This is a genomic window from Paenibacillus massiliensis 2301065 = DSM 16942 (genome assembly GCF_000377505.1).
Lineage (GTDB): Bacteria > Bacillota > Bacilli > Paenibacillales > Paenibacillaceae > Paenibacillus > Paenibacillus massiliensis.
Map to the genome: position 1 here is coordinate 1 of NZ_KB898194.1, position 21,926 is coordinate 21,926.

The 21,926-nt window shown below is 51.6% G+C and carries 12 protein-coding genes; 10 read left to right on the plus strand and 2 right to left on the minus strand.

The features are described from left to right. Positions 1–390: 390 nt before the first annotated feature. The 3 genes from D328_RS0119455 (at position 391) to D328_RS0119465 (ending at position 3,034) form a co-directional block, all read left to right on the plus strand. Positions 391–1,158 carry a 16S rRNA (uracil(1498)-N(3))-methyltransferase gene (locus D328_RS0119455; protein WP_026281275.1) on the plus strand — a complete coding sequence of 256 codons (768 nt, stop codon included), beginning with the start codon at positions 391–393 and terminating at the stop codon, positions 1,156–1,158. Position 1,159: 1 nt separating this feature from the next. Beyond that, positions 1,160–2,506, plus strand: coding sequence for a tRNA (N(6)-L-threonylcarbamoyladenosine(37)-C(2))-methylthiotransferase MtaB (gene mtaB / locus D328_RS0119460; RefSeq protein ID WP_018886711.1), 1,347 nt, complete (start codon positions 1,160–1,162; stop codon positions 2,504–2,506). Between the two features lie 87 nt (positions 2,507–2,593). Continuing rightward, on the plus strand, positions 2,594–3,034 hold the full coding sequence (locus D328_RS0119465) for an NUDIX hydrolase (RefSeq protein ID WP_018886712.1): 441 nt from the start codon (positions 2,594–2,596) through the stop codon (positions 3,032–3,034). Positions 3,035–3,072: 38 nt separating this feature from the next. On the opposite strand, the gene D328_RS0119470 is transcribed toward D328_RS0119465, so the two are convergent. Beyond that, positions 3,073–3,987 carry a LysR family transcriptional regulator gene (locus tag D328_RS0119470; RefSeq protein WP_018886713.1) on the minus strand — a complete coding sequence of 305 codons (915 nt, stop codon included), beginning with the start codon at positions 3,985–3,987 and terminating at the stop codon, positions 3,073–3,075. 112 nt (positions 3,988–4,099) lie between these two features. Here D328_RS0119470 and D328_RS0119475 point away from each other — a divergent pair, with 112 nt between their 5' ends. Then, positions 4,100–5,488 (plus strand): MFS transporter, encoded by a 1,389-nt coding sequence (locus D328_RS0119475; protein WP_026281276.1) that lies wholly within the window; start codon positions 4,100–4,102, stop codon positions 5,486–5,488. Positions 5,489–5,539: 51 nt separating this feature from the next. Here D328_RS0119475 and D328_RS29430 read toward each other — a convergent pair whose 3' ends face one another. Further along, complete coding sequence (locus tag D328_RS29430; protein ID WP_051091173.1) at positions 5,540–6,523, minus strand: Na/Pi cotransporter family protein; 984 nt, start codon at positions 6,521–6,523, stop codon at positions 5,540–5,542. 260 nt (positions 6,524–6,783) lie between these two features. Here D328_RS29430 and D328_RS0119485 point away from each other — a divergent pair, with 260 nt between their 5' ends. From D328_RS0119485 to D328_RS0119510, 6 genes are all read left to right on the plus strand, one after another. After that, positions 6,784–8,154 carry a class I SAM-dependent rRNA methyltransferase gene (locus D328_RS0119485; RefSeq protein ID WP_018886716.1) on the plus strand — a complete coding sequence of 457 codons (1,371 nt, stop codon included), beginning with the start codon at positions 6,784–6,786 and terminating at the stop codon, positions 8,152–8,154. A gap of 73 nt (positions 8,155–8,227) precedes the next feature. Further along, the gene (locus D328_RS0119490; protein ID WP_018886717.1) at positions 8,228–8,719 is read left to right on the plus strand and encodes a DinB family protein; all 492 of its coding nucleotides are present in this window, start codon (positions 8,228–8,230) and stop codon (positions 8,717–8,719) included. A gap of 213 nt (positions 8,720–8,932) precedes the next feature. Beyond that, positions 8,933–12,439 (plus strand): helicase-exonuclease AddAB subunit AddB, encoded by a 3,507-nt coding sequence (addB, locus tag D328_RS0119495; protein WP_018886718.1) that lies wholly within the window; start codon positions 8,933–8,935, stop codon positions 12,437–12,439. Beyond that, positions 12,436–16,761, plus strand: a complete 4,326-nt coding sequence (locus tag D328_RS0119500; protein ID WP_018886719.1) for a UvrD-helicase domain-containing protein — start codon at positions 12,436–12,438, stop codon at positions 16,759–16,761. The genes addB and D328_RS0119500 overlap by 4 nt, the downstream gene beginning before the upstream one ends. Positions 16,762–16,843: 82 nt before the next feature. Next, entirely contained in the window at positions 16,844–18,058 is a 1,215-nt protein-coding gene (locus D328_RS0119505; RefSeq protein ID WP_018886720.1) for an exonuclease SbcCD subunit D, read from the plus strand. Next, positions 18,055–21,489, plus strand: a complete 3,435-nt coding sequence (locus tag D328_RS0119510) for an SbcC/MukB-like Walker B domain-containing protein (protein WP_018886721.1) — start codon at positions 18,055–18,057, stop codon at positions 21,487–21,489. The genes D328_RS0119505 and D328_RS0119510 overlap by 4 nt, the downstream gene beginning before the upstream one ends. The last annotated feature ends 437 nt before the right edge of the window (positions 21,490–21,926 follow it).

The following is a 21,926-nucleotide window of genomic DNA, read 5'->3' on the forward strand; positions in this document are numbered from 1 at the left end:
GAGAAATTACTACTACACGAACCACAGCCAAAAGAGATTAGCCAAGCTGGATTGGTATATTCTGCAGCGATTAACCCGGTGGTATGCAAAGAAGAGGCAGCGCAGGAGTTGGATGAGTTCAGGACCTGAAGTCAAGTATATTGCTAACATGTATGGACTAAAAACGTTATTGTGATCTGCATGCCCATGAAAGACGAACATCGGAAAGCCGTATGAGGGAAAACCTCATGTACGGTTTGATGAGGAGGGGCTGGTTTGAATCCAGCCCTTTACTCTAGAGGCAAGCGCCAAATGATTCGAAATACTGGTCATCCATCCACAAAAGTTGTATGATATATTTTTGGAAGCATCGTAATGAACGTGACTGAAGCAGGTAGGGAGGCACAAGCAATGCAGCGTTATTTCATCCCTCCGGCACACTTTCTGGAGGATCGCGTCGTTGTGGAAGGCGAGGATGCTCGTCATATCACCAGAGTGATGCGGAGCAGGCCTGGAGATCAATTTATCGTTAGTGACGGAATATCACGTGAAGCTCTGGTAGAGATTGAGGAAATCGGGGCAGAGAGTGTGACTGCTGTAATTATAGAGAAACTGGATATGACATCCGAGCCGCAGGTGCAGGTTACAGTTGCACAAAGTCTGCCAAAGGGTGACAAGATGGAGCTAGTCATTCAGAAATGCACGGAGCTTGGGGCCTATGCCTTTGTTCCGTTTCTGTCTGATCGGACGGTTGTGCAGTATGACGGGAAGAAGGAAGCAAAGCGTCTGGAGCGCTGGCGCAAGATTGCCAAGGAAGCAGCAGAGCAGAGTCACCGCAATCGGATCCCGGAGCTGACAGCATCGCTCTCATGGAAGCAATTACTGGCCTCTTTTACGGGGTATGATCTGGTATGCTATTGTTATGAAAAAGAAAGCGGACGCCAGCTGCGTGACGTGATTGCTCCCTTTATGCAGGAGAGAGATAACGGTGCACCGGCTCCGCATATTTTGCTCGTGATCGGACCAGAGGGCGGATTTACAGAGCAAGAGAGCGTAGAAGCAGAGACGGCAGGTGCGCAATCGACAGGGCTCGGACGGCGCATTTTGCGTGCTGAGACAGCAGGGATGACTGCACTTGCTTGTATACTTTATGAATCAGGAGAAATGGGAGGGATTTGACATGCCGGCCGTGGCATTTTATACATTGGGCTGTAAAGTCAACTTTTATGATACAGAAGCGATATGGCAGTTGTTCAAGCAAGAGGGGTATGATCAGGTTGATTTCGATGAGCAGACAGCTGATGTCTATCTGATTAACACCTGTACTGTAACCAATACCGGGGACAAGAAGAGTCGACAGATCATTCGTCGTGCCATTCGCCGTAACCCGGATGCGATCGTAGCAGTAACAGGATGCTATGCCCAGACCTCGCCAGCCGAAATTCTGGACATTCCAGGTGTTGATCTGGTTGTAGGTACACAGGATCGGGATAAGATTTTGCCTTATGTCAAGCAGATTCAGGAGTCCCGCCAGCCCGTAAATGCGGTACGCAACATTATGAAGACTCGTGTCTTCGAGGAAATGGATGTGCCGGATTTCGCAGACCGTACGCGTGCTTTTCTGAAAATTCAGGATGGTTGTAACAATTTCTGTACATTCTGCATTATTCCTTGGTCACGTGGGTTGTCCCGCAGCCGGGAGGCCAGTAGCATTATTGCCCAGGCTCATCAGCTTGTAGAAGCTGGATATAAGGAGATTGTGCTGACAGGCATTCACACGGGTGGCTATGGTGATGATTTGGAGAACTACGATCTGTCTGATCTGCTGTGGGATCTGGAAAAAGTAGATGGACTGGAGCGCATTCGGATTAGTTCGATTGAGGCCAGTCAGATTGACGAGAAAATGCTGGACGTTCTGAAGCGTTCCCGGAAGCTGGTGCGTCACTTCCATATTCCGCTGCAAGCCGGAGATGATACGGTGCTGAAGCGCATGCGCCGTAAATATACAACAGAAGAGTTCTACAACAAGATGCTAATGATCCATAAGGCGATGCCTGATGTAGCGATCACGACCGATGTCATTGTAGGCTTCCCGGGCGAGACGGACGAAATGTTCCGGAATGGTTATAACTTGATGAAGAAGATTGGTTTCTCCGAAATGCATGTCTTTCCATATTCCAAGCGTACAGGTACTCCTGCGGCTCGTATGGAGGATCAGGTTGACGAGGACGTCAAGAATGCTCGTGTGCATGAACTGATCGAACTGTCAGAGCAAATGCAATTGGCTTATGCCCAAAAATTCGTAGGACAGGTGCTGGAGGTCATTCCTGAGGGAGAACCGAAGGGCTTGAAGGATAGTGGCAGGGTACATGGTTATAGCGACAATTACATTGATATCGTGTTTGAGGGATCTACCGAGCTGAATGGTCAGGTATGTCAGGTTCTGCTTACAGAAGCTGGAGTGAATGAAAGCCAGGGCAAGCTCGTGCGTGTCGTGGACAGCAGTCTGCGTGCAGCGGCTTTGTAAAGGTATTATTGCTTGACAACATTAACGGACAAGGATTTTGTCTTCCACTGGAGGATAAAATCCTTGTTTGCACAAGGAGGGCATGATATGACAGCCGTAAAAAAGGAAATATCCGCAGGTGGTGTGGTCTATCGTCATGTGGATGGGAAGCTTGAGATTCAACTGATCACCGATCGTTACGGGAAAATGTCTTTGGCCAAAGGGAAAATGGAGGCCGGAGAGACCATCGAGGAGACTGCTCTTCGTGAAATTTTGGAGGAGACGGGCGTTACCGGGAAGATCATCAATCAGGTAGATATGATTGCTTATACGTATGAGCATCCTGATTATGGACAAGTCGATAAGGAAGTGCATTATTATCTCGTGGAGGCGCTGAGCGGTGAGTTGCAGGCTCAGGTTGAGGAGATTAAAGGCGTAGACTGGTACAGCCCTGAGCAGGCTTGGTCTCTGCAACGGAGCGGTGGCTATGATAATAACGATATTATTTTGCAAAAAGCACTGTCCCAACTGGATATTCATGTATCCTGATTAAGAGTCACATTAGAAATACAGTAGATCAAGGGTGCTTAATCTACTGTATTTCGCTGTATTTCTCCACTCGTCTGTTTGGATATCTTCTCAAAATAATCTACAACTACCTCATGGAATTCGAGAGCAGCCCGCGAAATGTATCGACTCTTGTGCCATAACAAAGCGATCTCCCGTACCAATTCCTGATTCTCTACACTGAGATATTTGATGTGCCCCCATGAATTCCTAGCCGTGCTTGGTATAAAGGCTATGCCAATTTCTGCTTCTACAAGAGAACTTAGCCTTGCAGGTTCGTCCCCCTCATATACATATTTAGGTGAAAATCCAACCGATTCACATATGGAATCTACCAGATCGCGAGTACCGTAACCTCTCTTAACACCAACAAACGATTCATCGCTTAGCTCACTCAAGGATACACTGCTTCGATCTGCCAGCCGATGGCTCTTTGGAACAGCCACAACGATAGGGTCGATGAACACGATTTGACATTCAATGTCTTCTCCTTGTATAGGAGGTGAGGCTAAGCAGAAATCGACCTCTCCTCTATGAAGGCGTGTAACCATCTCCTGCGTAGTCAGCATCTGAACATGAAATTGGATATGGGGCCGCTTTTTCCGAAACTCTCGCAGAATATGGGGTAACCTGCTTGCGGTGGTCACCGCCAATTCCAGTGTGCCATGTTCTGGGCTGGACAAATCGCTAATCTCCTGCTTACCCTGTTGCAATTCAAACAACGCTCTTTCTGCACGGAGAAGGAACCTACTACCGAACTCATTTAATCGCAACTTTCTCCCTATTCGATCGAATAAAGGGACGCCCAGATCCTCCTCCAATCGCTGAATCGTTTTGCTTAATGATGACTGAGTAACGTACAGACTGCGTGCAGCTTCAGTCATATGCTCCAGACGAGCTACTGCGATAAAATATTGCAGTTGAAGAAGTTCCATTTCGCACCCTCCATTCATTCCTTCAAATCAATGAAATCATAACATAAAATGCTTTGGAATGAATAATGAATCTCAAGTAAGATGAGATGAATAAGATATTGGAGGGAGTAAAATGACTGATCGCAGCAGGTGGTTGATGATTTCCGTTGGACTGGGGGTACTACTGAACCCCTTAAATTCTTCAATGGTCTCGGTTGCTATTGCAAGGATACAAAACGAGTTCCAGCTTGGATTTACAGTAGTTTCTTGGATTATTTTTTCTTTCTACATAGCAAGCGCAATAGCTCAACCAATCATGGGAAAAGCCAGTGATTTATTGGGTCGGAGGAGGATATTTCTTACTGGACTTGTTGTATCCTTCGTTGCATCTTTATTAGCTCCCATATCGCCGAATTTTGGATGGCTTATCGTGTTCCGCATAGTGCAAGCCATTGGCACAAGCATGATGGTTGCGGTCGGAATGGCCCTCGTGCGAATTCACATTACGGAGAAACAAGCAACTGCGCTGTCAGTGTTGTCCATATTCCTCTCTGGAGCGGCAGCAATCGGACCTTTTATAGGCGGGATCATCATTCACTGGTGGAGTTGGCCTGCCATCTTTTTCGTTAATATTCCGTTCGTGGTGACAAGCTTTCTATTGGCTTGGAGCCATATTCCAAAGGACGAACTGTCAGCCTCATCCGCTGCACGTAACATGTCCTTTCGTGAATGGTCTCAATGGATGGATGTGAAAGGGATTCTATTGTTCACGGTAGGGCTGATTGCCTTGCTTGTTGGATTGCTGTCAGCCAAGTCTTCTGCTCAAATTTCGTTAAGTAATGTTAGTGTCACGCTGATGGGCTTCGTTGTACTGGGAGCTTTTGTACGGCATGAGCTCAAGGCGAAGTCACCTTTTATTCCTTTACGTACATTTGCTAAATATCCTGCGATGACTTGGGTGAATGTCGAATTCCTGCTTGTGAATGCACTTTTTTACTCGCTTTTTTTCGGACTTCCTTCCTATCTACAAATGGTACGCCATGTCAGCGAGTTCCATACAGGCATTCTCATGCTAAGCTTAGGCTTGTGTTCACTCGTTACCTCTCCAATGGCAGGACGTTGGATTGATAAAGCAGGACCTCGACCAGCGTTGCTCGTGTCCGGCATACTGATGACATTTGGTTCAATATGGATCGTCACATTGAATGAAACTTCTCCGGTTATCAGTGTATGTGTGGCTTTAGCTGCGTTCGGTATTAGTAACGGGTTGAACAGTGTTGGTATGCAAGCGGCCTTGTTCAATAGCTCTCCAAAAGAAGTTATAGGGGTAGCATCTGGAATATTTAATACATCAAGATATCTGGGTACCATTCTCTCTTCATTATTGATTGGCAGCGTAATGGGGAGTAACTTCAGCTTCCAAGGATTCCGAGTGCTTGGGATGATCCTCACATTCATTGCATTGTCCTTGGTATTCATGAGTTGGCGGCGCCGGGAGTCAGGGCAATTGCAAGAGTCCTAGCCGATCATCAAAGATCGGGCATGATCTTGATGATGTTCACGACTACATGGACTACGATCTGATCACAGGTAGTGTATCCTTCGGCCCGCCAGCTTGGTCCAGTCGACTCCATATCGGGAGGTAGCATAGGGGGAGAGCCAATAATGAGCTAATCAGATTGAACAAGGTCTGAGCATGTGCGACCTGCGCTCCAGCCTCATTGGAGATCAGAGTTGCGGCTGTTTGTAGCCACGGGATTAAAGGCATGAAGATCAGCGCGCCAGCAACATTCAGCAGAATGTGGGTCCAGGCCACGAATTTGCCGGAGGTACTACCTCCGATTGAAGCCATCCACGCGGTAACGCAGGTACCGACATTCGAGCCGATGACGATTGCAATGGCTACATCCAGCGGTAACGCTCCCGTGGCCGCCAGACTCATAGCAATGCCAATAACGGCAACGCCGCTATGCATGATGGCCGTGAGACAGGCTCCTGCAATAAATGCCCACCACATATTTTGAGTGGCATGTGTCAGGAACCACTGGAACATCCCCGCTTCCTCGACCCATGGCCCGATGGCCTGCATGATGCGGATGCCTGTCATGATGAGTGCAAAGCCAGCGATAGCGAGACTGACAAACTGTAGGCCCAAGCCTCTGCCGGTATACTCGTACCATATCACAGCAAGTATCCAGCTTAGAATAGATAATAGCAGCAGAGGCAAAGCAATCGTGCCTAGCTGCAAACCCATCAGCTCTGTGGTAAGACACGTACCAATATTAGTGCCTAATATAATGCCAAGCGTACGGCCATATGTGAGTAAGCCAGCATTAACCATTCCTATGGTGATGACAGTCACGGCGCTACTACTCTGCAATAGAGCAGTTATACCTGTACTGACCAGCAGCCCTCTCAGCGGAGAAGCTGTAGCATGCTGGAGCCCTCGCTGGAGCATAGGGCCGGCAAGCTTTCGCAGCCCTGACTCCATGATCTTCATTCCTCCAAGGAATACGAACAGTCCCCAGCCCAGTGGCATGATGATTTGATAGAACAAGCGTGTCCACTCCTTCCCGATTCTGTTGACGAGGATCAGCCTGGTTACATGCCGATAGATGCTTTTCATACTACATATATGAATTACCGGACGGAGACATGACAAGCCCGGCTTGGCCATCACTGTATCCTGCAGATGAGCAGGTCACAAGCAGATGGAATGATATGCCGCAGCAAGTGAAAAGTAGATGCCTGTCTGTAATTGAGCTATAATGAATAAGTTAATTAGTCTGGTATTTGTAAAAAAGGAGCGAAATACATTTGCCTTCCGTAATATTAGAGCGCAGTCGCAAGAAACGGCTGGAACAAGCTCATCCATGGATTTTTAAAAATGAAATTGCCTCTGTCGACGGAAATCCGTCCCCTGGCGAGCTCGTGAGTGTAATGAATCATCAGGGGCGCTTTCTGGCTGCAGGCTATTATAATCCGGCATCCCAGATCACGGTCCGTGTAGTATCCTATCAACCACTTGAGGCGATGGATACATCCTTTTTTGTACGCAGATTTCGAGAGTGTCTGCAGCATCGTGAACGCTTCCTGAAGGATGGAGATGCCTATCGTCTGGTGTACGGCGAGGCTGACTTCCTACCAGGATTAATCGTGGATCGCTTTGGTGATGTGCTGGTAGTGCAGTTGCTGACCCTGGGCATGGACCAGCGTCGAAATGAGATTCGGGATGCACTGGCAGAGGTCATGCAGCCGACTGCCATCTACGAGCGCAGTGATGTGTCCATCCGTGAGCTGGAGGGTCTGGAGCAGGTGAAGGGCCCGCTGTTAGGGGATTGCCCGCGTTATGTGACCGTGACAGAGAATGGCCTGAAGATCAAGGTAGACATTGTGGAAGGTCAGAAGACCGGATATTTCTTCGATCAGCGCGAGAATCGTGCAGCCATCGCACCATTGATGACAGGCTGGGGCGCAAGAAGTGGCATTACTCTGCAGGATGTGGATGAGAACGGTCAGCTTGTAAAGCATCCGGTGAACAAGAGTGGCAAGCGTGTGGAATTTCCTTATTGGGATGGAGCGACTGTACTGGAATGCTTCTCACATACAGGAAGCTTTACGTTAAATGCTTGCCAGCATGGTGCCAAGAAGGTAACCTGCCTCGATATTTCCGAGCATGCGATCGAGAGTGCACGGGAAAATGTACGGCTGAATGGCTACGAGGACAGAGTCGAGTTTGTCGTGGAGGATGCATTCCAGTATCTGCGAGATCAAGTGAAAGGTACCGAGGAACGTGCAGCGCGCGCAAGCGGTCAAAAGGTTGATACGTCCAAGCCACTTACCGCAGGGGGAGGCAAGACCTTTGATGTGGTGATTCTGGACCCTCCTGCTTTTGCGAAGACACGCAATGCTGTCAAAGGCGCTTGTCGCGGCTATAAGGACATTAACCTGCACGGCATGAAGCTCGTGAACGAGGGAGGATATCTGGTGACAGCCAGCTGTTCTTTCCACATGAGACCTGACCTCTTTCTGAGTACGATCAAGGAAGCGGCTGAGGATGCAGGCAAAATTCTGAGATTGGTCGAGTGGCGTGCGGCAGGTAAGGACCATCCTCAGATTCTGGGTGTTGAGGAAGGTCATTATTTGAAATTCGCCATCTTCGAGGTTCGGAGCAAGCACCTTCTGTAGCTTTTGTTAGCTGTCGGAGCGGATTGACCTCAGATGTACCGTTTATCTCAGGGAAGCAGGAGGTTGAGCGTGCATGAAGACGTGGTTTTTATACAATTGGCAGGTGCGCAAGGAATGGTATCATTGGTGTGAAGCGTTAGATGAAGAAGAATTGCTCAGAGCTCGTACAGGCGGAGTGGGAGGGATTCTGAAGACGCTCTTCCACATCGTGGATGTAGAGTGGAGCTGGATCAGAGTCATGGAGGACAAGCCTGACACGGAAGAGGACTTTGAGGAGTATAGCACGTTGGCTAAGGTAATGGCGCTTGATGCCAGATACCATCAGGATGTCTCTACGTTCGTGGAACACTGGTACGATGGCCTTGAACACAAAATATTTGTTAACCGTCGTCATGATGGTAGTGTAGAGGAGCATATGTGGGGGGAGATTATGCGCCACATTGTTGCCCACGAGATACACCACATAGGGCAGCTTTCTGTTTGGTCACGGGAGTTAGGCTTGCAGCCGCCTTCGGCTAATCTGATCCGTAGAGGCCTGAGAGATAGTCTGCCGCCTGTAAATTAATGTTTTTCAATTGGTTAAAGCTGGAGAGGCTCATGCATGGTTGCATGGGCTTTTCCGTATTGGCATACAGGCTGGTCACGGAGCTGTGACAAACGTATGTTCTTTGTTTCGGGCGTATTGTGCTATACTGTGCACATGATTGATACTTGGATAGGGACGGACAATCCGTCTGAATATAGGATCAAGACGTAAATGGCTAGGAGGTACAGGAGCATGATCCGTTTGATGATAGGACGTGCCGGGACCGGAAAGAGTACCCGGATTCACCGCGAAATTGATGCACAGCTGCAGGATAGCCCTGTCGGCTCTCCCCTCATTCTGCTGGTGCCGGAGCAGATTACCTTCCATACGGAGTATGAACTGCTGTCCGGTGGTAGCGTACAGGGCAGCGTGCGTGCTCAGGTGCTCGGCTTTCGGAGACTTGCTCATCGGGTGCTTCAGGAGACAGGTGGCTCGGCCATTGCTTCGGTAAGCGAAGAGGGTAAGAAGATGCTTTTATATAAAATATTGCGCAGACACAAGGAAGAGCTGCGTGTCTTCCGTGATTCAGGAGACCAGCTCGGCTTCGTAGATCGACTGAACCGTCTCTTCACTGAGCACAAGCAATACAGTGCAGAGGGTGAATCGTTGACAGAGCAATTAGGGCGTGTCGGGGCGATGAAGGATATGCCTATTCTGGGTGATAAGCTCCAGGACGTCGCCTTGATCTATCGGGAGTTCGAGCAGGAGATGGCCCCGCTATATCTCGACGGTGAGGACACGATGTTACGGCTGGCCGGACAGGTCCAGCATTCACAGTGGCTAAAAGGCGCCCGCATCTGGCTGGATGGACACCGTACCTTTACTCCATTGGAGTATCAGGTCATTCGTGAACTGATGACTGTAGCAGAGGAATTTACGGTCTCCTTGACTTTAGACCCTACTTATGCGACAGGGCGTTCTCCGCATGAATTGGACATGTTCCACCCTACGGCGATGACGTACACCAAGTTGAGGGGGATGGCAGAGGAGCTGGGCATTGAACAGCATACAGAAGTGCTGCGTCCTGAGGTTCCGCCCCGCTATCTGCCTGGCTCAGGGCTGATGCGTCTCGAAGCAGCCTTTGAGCAGCCGAGAGCACGGTCATTTACAGACCCGATAGAGGATATTCGGCTGTATGCTGCCTCAGATCGGCGTGCAGAGCTGGAGGGTGCGATTCGGGAAATAAGACGTCTGGCTCGTGAGCATGGCGTCAGATATAAGGATATGGCTATCCTTGTGCGGAATCCTGCCGATTATGAGCATCTGGCACAGCCGCTGTTTGCTAAATATGAGGTTCCGGTGTTCGTCGATGAGAAGAGAGGAATATTGCATCATCCCCTCGTAGAGCTGGTGCGGGCTTCGCTGGATATCGTGCGGCGAGGCTGGCGCTATGAGGATGTGTTCCGTGCCATCAAGACAGAGCTGCTGCTGCCATCTGATGGCCCGGTGAATCGGGCTCTAATGGACGAGCTTGAGAATTATGTCCTAGCCTGCGGCATTCACGGTTCACGCTGGACGGACGGCAAGCCGTGGAAATCAGTTCCGAGCCTGTCGCTGGACATGGAGGAGCAGGAGCGAAGCCGTCATAAAGATGAGCTTCTGGAGCGAATGGAACTATGTCGACAGGCCATTGTGACCCCGCTGCATGCGTTTGAACGACGGATGAAGCGGGCGAAAAGTGTAATTGCACAATGTGAGGCGCTGTATCTGCTGTTGGAGGAAGCCGAGATGGGGCAGAAGCTGGATCTGCTGATTCAGCAGGCCGAAGTGGAAGGGGACCCTGAGGCGGCTCGGGAGCACCGTCAGATCTGGGATGCTGTGCTGGAGCTGCTGGATCAGGTAGCCCAGATGATGGGGGACGAGCAGTGGGACAAGGAGCTGTTCGCATCCATATTGGAGACGGGATTGGCCGAATACCGATTGGCCTTAATTCCGCCTGCGCTTGATCAGGTCATCTTAGGAAGTATGGACCGATCCAGAGTGAATCATATTCAGCATGTTTTTCTGCTGGGGATGAACGAAGGGATTATGCCTGCTGTTCCGCAGGAGGATGGAGTACTGTCTGAGCAGGAAAGGGCACGCCTGTCGCAGCTGGGTCTACAGCTAGCTCCCGAGGTGAATCGGCGCTTGCTGGATGAGAGGTTCCTGGCATACACGGCGATGACAGCTGCTGGGAGAGGACTCTGGCTTAGCTACCCTGTAGCTGATGATGAAGGCAAGCCTTTGCTACCCTCTGAATATATCAGGCAGCTGCGGAGCATGTTCCGTAGTCTGCGGGAGCAGCCGTTGGCTGCCGGACCGTTGCCTGGCAGCGAATGGGCGTTACAGGCCACATATGCGGCGCATCCGGCGGATGCACTACCTCAGCTTGTTATGCAGCTGCGTCAGTGGATGCGGGGAGAATCCATCGCAGATCTATGGTGGTCCGTATACAATTGGTTCGCGTCATCTGCTTCGGACGGGCCTTATTATTCACGCCTGCGCCAGCTGCTCACCTCGCTATTCTATGCGAACCACACAATTACGCTGCTTGAGGATACGAGTCGCCAGCTGTATGGAAATACGCTACGAACGAGCGTCTCTCGGATGGAACGTTTCGTCGCCTGTCCGTTCTCGCACTTTGCCTCGCACGGACTTAAGCTTAAGGAAAGACAGGTGTATCGACTGAAGGCGCCAGATATCGGTCAGCTCTTCCATGCCGCTCTTGGCATGATGGCTACAAGCTTGAAGGAGCGTAACCAGAGCTGGGGAAGCCTGAGTGCTGAGGAGTGCAGACAAGAGGCGGAGAATACGGTGGAGCAGCTGGCTCCCCGTCTGCAGGGCGAAATTCTGCTCAGCTCCAAGCGGTATGGCTATATTTTCCGCAAGCTAAAAGACATCGTAAGTCGTGCATCCGTAATTCTGGGGGAGCATGCCCGACAAGGAAGCTTTGAGCCGTTGGGACTAGAACTGGATTTTGGACCGGGCAAGGAGATTCCTCCTCTGCGCTTCGAGCTCGACAACGGGGTCGTGATGGAAGTGATTGGGCGTATTGACCGGGTCGATGTGGCTGAAGGAGAAGAGGGTCTTCTGCTGCGAGTGATTGACTACAAATCAAGTCAAAAAGATCTTCGTCTACATGAAGTGTATTACGGCCTGTCGTTGCAGATGCTGACCTATCTCGATGTGCTGCTGACGCACGCCGAGCAGTGGCTCGGAGAGCCTGCTTATCCTGCGGGCACATTATACTTCCATGTGCACAATCCGCTCTTGCAGGCAGCGAATGGGCTGCGTGAGGATCAGGCACAGCAGGAGATGCTGAAGAAATTCAAAATGAAAGGCCTGCTGATGGCTGATCCGGGCGTTATTCGCAAAATGGATATGCTACTCGACAAAGGTTATTCCTCCATTCTACCTGTAGCAATCAAAGCGGACGGAACCTTTTACAGCAGCTCCTCTGTAGCTGGTCCTGGACAATGGGATCGTCTGCTCTCCGCTGTGCGGCATAATATTCGCGATATCGGGAGCAGGATGACCAATGGGGAGACACGTATTGAGCCCTATCGGATTCAACAAGAGACCGCCTGCGATTTCTGCTCTTTCAAGCCTGTATGTCAATTCGATGATACGCTGGAGAGCAACGGCTACAAATGGCTGGGCAGACCGGGTAAGGAGCAGGCATGGAGCATGATCGAGCAGAAAGGAGGCGGGGACAAATGACGAAGCAATCTATACCTAAGCCGGAAGGCAGCATATGGAGTGATGATCAGTGGGAGGCCATCTCCCGTTCAGGGCAGGACATGCTGGTGGCGGCCGCTGCAGGCTCGGGCAAGACGGCAGTACTGGTGGAGCGGATTATTCGCAAAATAGCCGATCCAGAATCGGGCTATAGTGTAGATCGCCTGCTAGTAGCTACCTTTACGAAGGCCGCTGCAGCCGAGATGCGCCATCGTATTCGTGAAGCGCTGGAGCGATCGCTGGAAGAGAATTCGAATAGCGAGCATATCCGCCGTCAGCTTGCTTTGCTGGGCAGAGCCTCGATCACTACGCTTCATTCCTTTTGTATGGAAGTGATTCGGCGTCATTATCAATCCATCCCGCTGGACCCTGGCTTTCGCATCATGAACGAGCATGAGACCGAGATTATGCGTCAGGAGCTACTGGAGGAGATTTTCGAGGAGCAGTATGGATTACACCCGGAGGGCAGTGCCTTCCGGAGTATGGTCGACTGGTTCAGCGGTGAACGAACCGACGATGCCGTCTATGGCTTGGTGCAACGATTGTATGACTTTTCGCGAAGCCACCCATGGCCGGAATATTGGTTAAGGAGTATGGCTGCAGCATTCCGTACCGAAGATCTGGAGCAGCTTGGCAGATCCGCATGGGTAAGGAGCATCCAGCAGGATGCCATTCTGTCCTTGCGTGGGGCAGCTAATCTGCTGGAGCAAGCTAGGGAAACGGCGGTACAGCCCGGTGGACCCGCTCCCTATGCTGTGACAGTTGAGGAAGAGCTGCATATGGTGCGAGATTTGCTGCAGCAGGTAGAGCAGGAGCCTTGGGACTCTCTGTATGATGCGTTTCAGGAGATTGCTTTTGGCAAACTGAAGCCCGTAAAGAAGGACCAGACGGATCAGATGCTACAGGAGCGTGTAAAGGCTCTGCGCGATAGTGCCAAAAAAACAATAACTGAGCTCAAGAGCTCATTGTTCGGTCGCAGACCCGAGCAATTTTTGGCGGAGCTGCACGATGCGGCACCTTTGATGGAGGAGCTAACGAGAGTGATTCAGGCGTTCGCTGAGCGCTTCCGTCAGGAGAAGCAGTCCAGAGGACTAGTGGACTTTAATGACCTGGAGCATTATTGTCTGCACATTCTTCGACATCCCGATTCCACACCGGGACAGCTGCTGCCATCGGATGCGGCACTTGAGTATCGCGCTCTGTTCGATGAAGTCCTGCTGGATGAGTATCAGGATACGAATACTGTACAGGAGGATATCGTGCGTCTGCTTGCGCGGGAGCAGCCTGGGAACCGATTCATGGTAGGGGACGTCAAGCAGAGCATCTATCGCTTCCGACTTGCGGAGCCAGGCTTGTTTCTTGATAAATATCATCGCTTTGGCTTGGAGGAGAATGAGGGTCTGCTGATTGATCTGGCTCGTAATTTCCGCAGTCGCCGTGAGGTAGTGGATGCAGTCAATTTAATTTTCTCTCAGATTATGAGTGCAGAGGTCGCTGAGATTGTCTACGATGAACGGGCTATGCTGGTCCACGGTGCTTCGTTTCCCGAGGCTTCAGCTGTAGCTGGTTTAGCCGAAGATATGAGTGGACAAGAAAAGTACGAACAAGCAGAGCATGGTCAGGAAGAGGCAGTCACACAACTGATGTCGCTGGAGCAAAAGTATGAGCCAGAGCTGCTGCTGATTGAACGGACGAGTTCACAAGAGAGCTATGGTTCTGGCTCCAGCGGTCTTTCCTCATCTGGTGAGGAGGACGATGCAGAGACCAGGGACGAGGAGGAACTGGCTGAGCTGGAGACAGCTCGGCTGGAGGCCAGGCTAATTGTGCGGAGAATCAAGGAGCTGATCGGAGATACAGCTCCTGCTCTTCCGGTGTATGACAAGGCGTTGAAGGCCATGCGTCCTGCACGTTACGGTGACATAGTTATCCTGCTTCGCTCTGCTGCACTGTGGGCTCCGCTAATCATGGAGGAGCTTCGTCTAGCCAGCATTCCGGCCGCAGGCGAGCAGACGAAGGGGTATTTCAAGGCTACTGAAGTGGAGATTATATTGTCCTTGTTGCAGATTATAGATAATCCACGACAGGATATCCCATTGGCTGCTGTACTACGCTCGCCGATTGTGGGCTTATCAGAGGAAGAGCTGGCGCGCATTCGATTGCAGCAGCCTTCAGGCTCCTTCTACGATGCAGTCCAACTAGCTGTGTCCCCACTTGAGACACAGGGCATTGTGGAGGCTGCTGTTGGTCTGCAGGCAGATGCGCATAAGCAATCGATAGAGGAGTCCAGGCTTGGACACTTCATGCACCAGCTTGAAGAATGGAGACGAGCCTCAAGACTAGGGCGTCTCAGTGAGCTGATCTGGCGACTATATCAGGAGACAGGTTATCTGGACTGGGTTGGAGGGCTTCCCGGTGGTATGCAGCGTCAGAGCAATCTTAAGGCACTATACGATCGGGCTCGTCTATATGAGCAGTCCACGTCGAATCGAGGGTTGTTCCGGTTCCTCACCTTCCTGAACAGATTGCGTGAGCATGGCGGTGATCTGGGTGCGGTCGCTACGGAGACGGATACAGATCAGGCTGTACGCATCATGACGATACACAAAAGTAAGGGGCTAGAGTTCCCGATTGTCTTTGTGGCAGGAACCGCGAAGATGTTCAATCGGCAGGATCTGAACATGCCATTCCTGATGCATAAAGAGCTGGGGTTTGGTCCGAAATATGTAGCAGAGAAGGTGCGTGTAAGCTATCCTACACTGGCCCATCTGGCGATTCGGCGCCGCTTGCAGCTTGAACTGCTTGCCGAGGAGATTCGGGTGCTGTATGTAGCCCTGACTCGCCCGCGCGAGAAGCTGATTATGACAGGAACGGTGCGTGATCTCGCCGCGCGGGTGCTTGCATGGTCTGGTGTAAGCGGCCATGATTCCCCCGTATTACCTGACTATGTGCTCGCTTCTGCTCGCAGCTATCTTGATTGGCTGGGTCCAGCGTTAATTCGTCATCCGTCTGCCGCCGTGCTAAGAGAAGCGGTCGGCTTGGAGCATGAGGTACGAGGGGCGTCATCAATTCCATCAGCTCTGCTACAAGGAGATTGGCAGGTTCATGTACATCGTTCTGATGAGCTGCTTATGGATCAGGGTGTTAGCACAGACGCAGTAGCCGACAAGGTCGTGGATCTAGCGTTTGAGAGCAGAATAAGAGCGTTACGCGCTGGTCAGGTCATTGTAACAGGGAATATGGATAAACAAGAACATGGTGCTGTAACAGGAGATAAGACAGAAGAGTATCGAACAGTAGAGTACGGGGGAGAAGAGGAGGCTGTGCAAGAAAAGAGCACAGCAGCGGAAATACTGGAACAAGCCCAGATTGTTGATACGCTAGCAGCGCTAACCTGGACTTATCCGTATGCGCTGGCTGGGCAGATTGCAGCCAGTACCTCAGCTACGGAGATGAAGCGAACAGCCGATGTACAGGAGCAGCTATCTGTAACCTGGGAGGAATGGCAAGGTGCTGATCGACCTCAACCTACTGATTCACTAGGCAGGGTTGACACGCCCGCTGAGGATTCGCCTACAAATAAGCTGGCTCAGGAGAATCTGAGTCAGGGGGGGACGACTGAGGCTGGTAAATCCGTTCGTCAGGCTACTGTTCCTTTAAGTGCGGGAAAGACCTCATCACTGCAGCTTCGGAGGCCCCGATTTATGGAGAATAAAGCGCTTAGTCCTACGGAACGAGGCACAGTCTACCATACCATGCTGCTTCATCTTCCCTTGCAAGGGCCTATCACACAAGAAAGCATAGAGGCTACCCGGAGGCATCTTGTGGACGCGGAGATTTTGCTGGAGCAGCATGCAGCGGTGGTGGATGCTGTGGTGCTCGAACGTATTTTTGCAAGTCCGATTGGACAGCGAATGTTAACGGCGGAGCAGGTCTGGAGAGAACAACCGTTCAGCTACGCACTACCAGTAAACGAATATCTACGTATGTCCCGCTTCCGTGGGGATCAGGAGCCCTTATCCTCACGATCAACTGAGATCGCGAATGATAAGGTGATGGTAAAAGGGATCGTGGACTGTATGTTTGAGGATTCAGAGGGACTGGTCCTGATTGACTATAAGACCGATCAGATCTCTGAATATCGAACGATGGACAGGCTGGTTGAGCAGTATAGCTTTCAGCTAGAGCTGTATGCCAGAGTGATGAAGGGTATCCTGCATAAGCCTGTAGCTGAGTGCTGGCTGTGCTTCCTGGAGACAGGTGAATTCGTACGTGTAGAAGGCCGTTCAGATGCAAGTCATGAATAATAACAGTGAATAAGTACATGAACAAGCACAAGTGAATAAATACAGTGAATAAGTACAAGTGTGTGCGAAAGGAGGAACCCGCATGAGAATATTGCATACCGCAGATTGGCATCTAGGCCGGACACTGGAAGGACGGAGTCGTGTAAAGGAGCAGGAAGCCTTTCTGGAGGAGCTCGTTCGAATCGTTGATGACCAGCAGGTGGATTTGATTCTGATGGCTGGCGATGTATACGACTCCGTGAATCCGCCGGCAGTTGCCGAGCAGATGTTCTATGAAGCAGCGGCGCGTTTGACGGATCATGGTCGGCAGCTAGCGGTTATTGCCGGGAATCATGACCAGCCGGAGCGCGTGGCTTCCGTCAAGCCGCTTGTCCAACGCCGAGGCATTGAGCTAGTAGGTCTGCCTGGCTCGGAGGCCCTTCGAATCCATGTGCCCCGTACAGATGAGGTTGCTTGTCTGGCGGCCCTTCCTTACCCGTCAGAGGCTCGATTGAACGAGCTACTGACCGTGGAGGGGGATGAGGGAGTGCTGCGTGAGGCCTACAGTACACGAGTAGGTAAATTAATGTCTCACATGGCAGCGTCATTCCGACCAGACACCGTGAACTTGGCAATGAGCCATATTTATGTTCTAGGCGGGCTTGAGACGGATTCGGAAAGACCCATTCAGGTCGGAGGAGCCTATACGGTCGATCCCTCAGCCCTGGCCACTGGTGCCCAGTATACTGCGCTTGGGCATCTTCACAGACCCCAGCATGTAAAAGGTGAGGGAGTAATTCGTTATAGCGGATCTCCATTGGCCTACAGCTTCTCGGAGGCGGGGCAGGCGAAATCGGTCACGATTATTGATGCTTCTCCTGGAAAGGCTATACAGCTTGAGGAGCTGCATTTGACGAGCGGTCGTCCGCTAGTTCGTTGGCGGGCTAAGGGAGGTCTGGAGGAGGTATATCGGTGGCTTGATGAAGGGCTGGACAAGACGGCCTACATTGATCTGGAGGTTACCTTGACCGAAGCGATGTCTATGGGGGATATTCAGCGTCTACGCAAAAGCAGGGACGGCATTATCCATATTCGCCCGATTTATCCCGAGATGGTCACCTCTATGGTAGAGCAGCAGCGCTCCGAGTTACCCTTGCCTGAGCTGTTTCGCTCCTTTTACCAGCGACAGACTGGGGGGGCTGAAGCGGAAGACGCGCTTGTGAAGCTTTTTCTGGAACTGGTGGACGAGGATGCGGACCGTGAAGCCGTATTTTCAGAGGATTCAGCTCGTGAGAGCGGTGAGGGGATACCGTCATGAAGCCGATTCTATTAAAAGTTGGAGGTCTACAAAGCTACAGGGAGACGCAGGAGATTCAGTTCGAGCAGCTGACCGAGACAGGTCTGTTCGGGATTTTCGGGCCTACTGGCAGTGGGAAATCAACGCTACTGGATGCTATTACACTATCCTTGTACGGGAAGGTAGAGAGAGCAGTTAATGGAACACAGGGCATCATGAATCATGCCGAGGATTCGCTCTCGGTGCAGTTCACCTTTGAGCTGATGTCTGCTGACGGACCGCTGCGCTATCGGGTGGAACGGCGTTTTAAGCGGACATCTGGTGTATCGGTCAGCAATACACTGAGCCGAATTGTCTCCATTACGCCTGAGGGTGATCAGGTACTCGCAGACAAGCTCGCAGATGTTACACGGTGCGTTGAGGATATCATCGGTCTGAAGATGGATGATTTTACGAGAGCCGTAGTATTGCCGCAAGGAAAATTTGCCGAGTTCCTGTCCTTGAAGGGCAGTGAGCGCAGACAGATGCTTCAGAGGCTATTTCACCTGGAGCGCTATGGCGACCAGCTTGCCCAGAAGCTTAGCGCGCGCGTGAAGGCGAGTGAGGCGGCTTTGAGAACGCTGGAGGCTGAGCAGCAGGGGCTTGGGCAAGCGGGAGAGGAAGCGCTCAAGGAGACGGAGGGACGACTGAAGGAAGCTGTAGTTGCAGCTGTGAAGATCCGCTCTGAGCTGGAGCAGCTATCAGGTGAGGCAGAGACTATGCGCAAGCTGCGTGAACTGATTGTCGAACTGGACGGGCGCAAGGTCGAGCTTGAACGTCTTGCTTCCCGCGAGTCGGCGATTGCTGAGCTGGAGCAGCGGCTGGCCATGGCAGAAAGTGCGGCTTCGCTGCTGCCTGTGCTGCAGGAGTGGAGACGCTCGGTTGAGCACGCAGAGCAGCAGGAGCGAAGCGCCCGTGAAGCTCAGTTGGCGGCGCAGCAAGCTGAGGAGGCAGCAATTAAAGCTGCTGAATCTGATGAGCGTGCGCAAAGGGCGCTCACGGAGGAAGAACCGAAGCTACTCGTTCGCATAGATCAGTTGGAGCAGGCTCAGGCGCTTCAACGGGATGTCGAGGAGCTCTCGATCCGTTGTGACCAAGTAGTGCAGCAGTTAACCGCAGGCAGGCAACAAAGAGAGCAGCTTGAGAGCACGCTTACGCGTGAACGGGAGCTGTACGCTCGTGGAGCTGCCCGTCAGAAGGAGCTGCAGCAGGAGTTGGAGCAGGTTGAGGTAAAGTTCGAAGAGCGGCAGCTCCTTCAAACTGCCCTACAGCAGGTGCAGCAGTTACGGACATGGACAGAGCAGCTTCATGAAGCCGAAGGGGAACTGACAGCACAGGAGCAGCTTGTGGCGCGTGCTAGGGCCGTAGAGAAGCAGTTATCAGAGGAGGTTGCAGAGCTTGCATCCAGCCATCAACAGCTTGCTGAGCTTGCGTCCAGTCAAGTAGAACGTTGGCTTAGCCTGCAGGAGCGTATGAAGGATGAGGGAGTAGCCCTATCGGCAGCACTTGAGCACCAGCGTAGGGAGCGGCAGGAGGAGGAGCTCCATAGACTCGCTACCAGACTCGCGGCTGGCCTGCAGCAGGGTGAGGCTTGTCCAGTGTGCGGCTCATTGGATCATCCTGCACCAGCAGCTGTAATAACTGCTGAGCAGCAGGTAGCTTCTGAGCTAGAGCAGCTTCAGGAGCTTAGTAGCGAGCTGCAGGACCTGCGAATAGAGCTACGCCAGCGGCTTCAGGAGTATCGGAATATACAGCTGCAGCTACCGTCGTATACAGCAGAGGCTGCAGCAGCACTAGCAGAGCCCATGTCAGTGACCGATGTAGCTTCTGCACGGACAAATAGCCCAAGCGAAGTCGCTGACGCTATTCGTAGCGTCGAGGATTGCCAATCTGCACTGAGCGAGCTGAAGGAATCCTTGACGGAGCTTCAGAGCTATACCCAGACGCTTCAGGAGCAGTTCACAGCTCTTCAGCAGCGCGAGAAGTCTATTCACCAGAAGCACATACGAGCCGTTGCCGAGCGCGAAGCCGTCGAAGCGGCTTACATACAGGCTGAGCGCAAGCGCAATACCCTCTTCGAACGCCGGACGAATGCCGAATCCAGTTGGCAACAGGAGCATCCTGGAATGTCGATTCAGCAGACTGAGGAGCAATATCGTGTGCTGCAGGAGCGAGATGAACGAGCTGAGGATATTCGAAAACGGCTGAGTACCAGTGTGAGCTTCCTTGAAGAAAAACAGGCTGCTGTGCAGCAACTGGAGCAGGAAGTGGTCCAATTGGACAAGCAGATTATTACGATGGATGGGGAGCTTGGAGGCAAACAAGAGCTGCTGAAGGAGAAGTCCAGCCGCCTTCATTCCTGGATCGGTGATGGACATGCAGGACAGTTGTTGCAGGAGTCCCGCACCCGTCTTGAGGCACTCCGGGAGGAGTCTCGAAGCAATCGCGCTGTCAAGCTGCAATCCGAGGAGCGTAAGCACGATACCTCCAGAACACTGCTGCTGGCAAGGCAGACAGCAACAGCAGCTGTAGAACGGAGAACAAGTGCCGAGGAGCAATGGAATGAGCAGCTTGGGAGGTCTTCCTTTGCCACGGAGCAGCAGGTGCTATCCTCTATTCTGGATGAAGCAAGTGTGAACCAGCATCGTCAGGAGGTGCTGAATCATCGAGAGCTGGAGAAGGAGGTGCGTACACATGTACGACATCTTCAGGAGCGTCTGTCTGGTGCTGAACTGACCGAGGGGCAGTGGCAAGAACACCAGACCCGGCTGAGGGAAGCCCGTGAACGTGATGAAACAGCGATGAGCGAGAAGGCTAAGGCAGAGCGGGACTGGGAAGATATTCAGCTTCGCCATGTTCGATGGAAGGAGCTTGAGCATCAGCGGACGCAGCTTGTCGCTGAGAGCGAGCAGCTGTCCAAGCTGCAGAGCTGCCTGCGAGGCAATGCCTTTGTGGAATACATTGCCGAGGAGCAGCTTATTCAAGTGAGCCAGTCGGCTTCACAGCGGCTTCGGTTTCTGACGAGACAACGCTACGCGCTGGAAGTCGATTCAGGAGGCGGGTTCGTCATTGTGGATGATGCGAATGGGGGGATGAAGCGGCCTGTGTCCACACTATCGGGAGGTGAGACCTTCTTGACCTCGCTAGCCTTGGCATTGGCCCTTTCTGCCCAGATTCAATTGCGTGGTCAATATCCACTTCAGTTCTTCTTCCTCGATGAAGGGTTCGGGACACTGGACCCAGAGCTGCTTGATACGGTCATTTCATCACTGGAGAAGCTGCACCATGATCAGCTATCCGTCGGTGTCATCAGCCACGTCCCAGAGCTTCGTGCGCGCCTTCCACGCAAAATTGTAGTGCTTCCACCTGACCGAGAGGGTGGCGGCTCTAGAGTAGTGATGGAGACGCTGTAAGTAGCGATTCATTCGTAACGTCATTCGCAACGTGATATTCTTCACAGAGACAGATTCAAGGTGCTGTTATAATACAGCTAAGCCGACATACTATACTTTGCATTCCCTAGGGCAGATCAATCCGAATTGATGAGATGCTGCCCCGGTCTCCGAAGACCGAAAGGGGATGCCTTTTTTTATCCTAACCAATTTAACTGGCTGTGATTTCTTCATGTCCACATGCTTAATACGGTCTAAGTTAAGTCCTAAGTTAATGACCTAAGTTAATGACCTAAGTATGTTCGCAATACGACTCAATTAAGCATTCAATTTAGAATTCGACACGTTTAAGAACACTAATTACTACTCAGATAAGATCTCAGTTATTTTGACTCTCTATTTTTACTATTGCGTTTTATTTGTGATGTAACGTTTTCATCTCCTCGAAATAGCTAAGG

Bases quoted from the DNA above. Each gene is read 5' to 3' on its own strand.
- D328_RS0119505 (WP_018886720.1), top strand. From the start codon at position 16,844: ATGAGAATATTGCATACCGCAGATTGGCATCTAGGCCGGACACTGGAA.
- D328_RS0119470 (WP_018886713.1), bottom strand. From the start codon at position 3,987: ATGGAACTTCTTCAACTGCAATATTTTATCGCAGTAGCTCGTCTGGAG.
- D328_RS0119465 (WP_018886712.1), top strand. From the start codon at position 2,594: ATGACAGCCGTAAAAAAGGAAATATCCGCAGGTGGTGTGGTCTATCGT.
- mtaB (WP_018886711.1), top strand. From the start codon at position 1,160: ATGCCGGCCGTGGCATTTTATACATTGGGCTGTAAAGTCAACTTTTAT.
- D328_RS0119490 (WP_018886717.1), top strand. From the start codon at position 8,228: ATGAAGACGTGGTTTTTATACAATTGGCAGGTGCGCAAGGAATGGTAT.
- addB (WP_018886718.1), top strand. From the start codon at position 8,933: ATGATCCGTTTGATGATAGGACGTGCCGGGACCGGAAAGAGTACCCGG.
- D328_RS0119500 (WP_018886719.1), top strand. From the start codon at position 12,436: ATGACGAAGCAATCTATACCTAAGCCGGAAGGCAGCATATGGAGTGAT.
- D328_RS0119510 (WP_018886721.1), top strand. From the start codon at position 18,055: ATGAAGCCGATTCTATTAAAAGTTGGAGGTCTACAAAGCTACAGGGAG.
- D328_RS0119455 (WP_026281275.1), top strand. From the start codon at position 391: ATGCAGCGTTATTTCATCCCTCCGGCACACTTTCTGGAGGATCGCGTC.
- D328_RS0119475 (WP_026281276.1), top strand. From the start codon at position 4,100: ATGACTGATCGCAGCAGGTGGTTGATGATTTCCGTTGGACTGGGGGTA.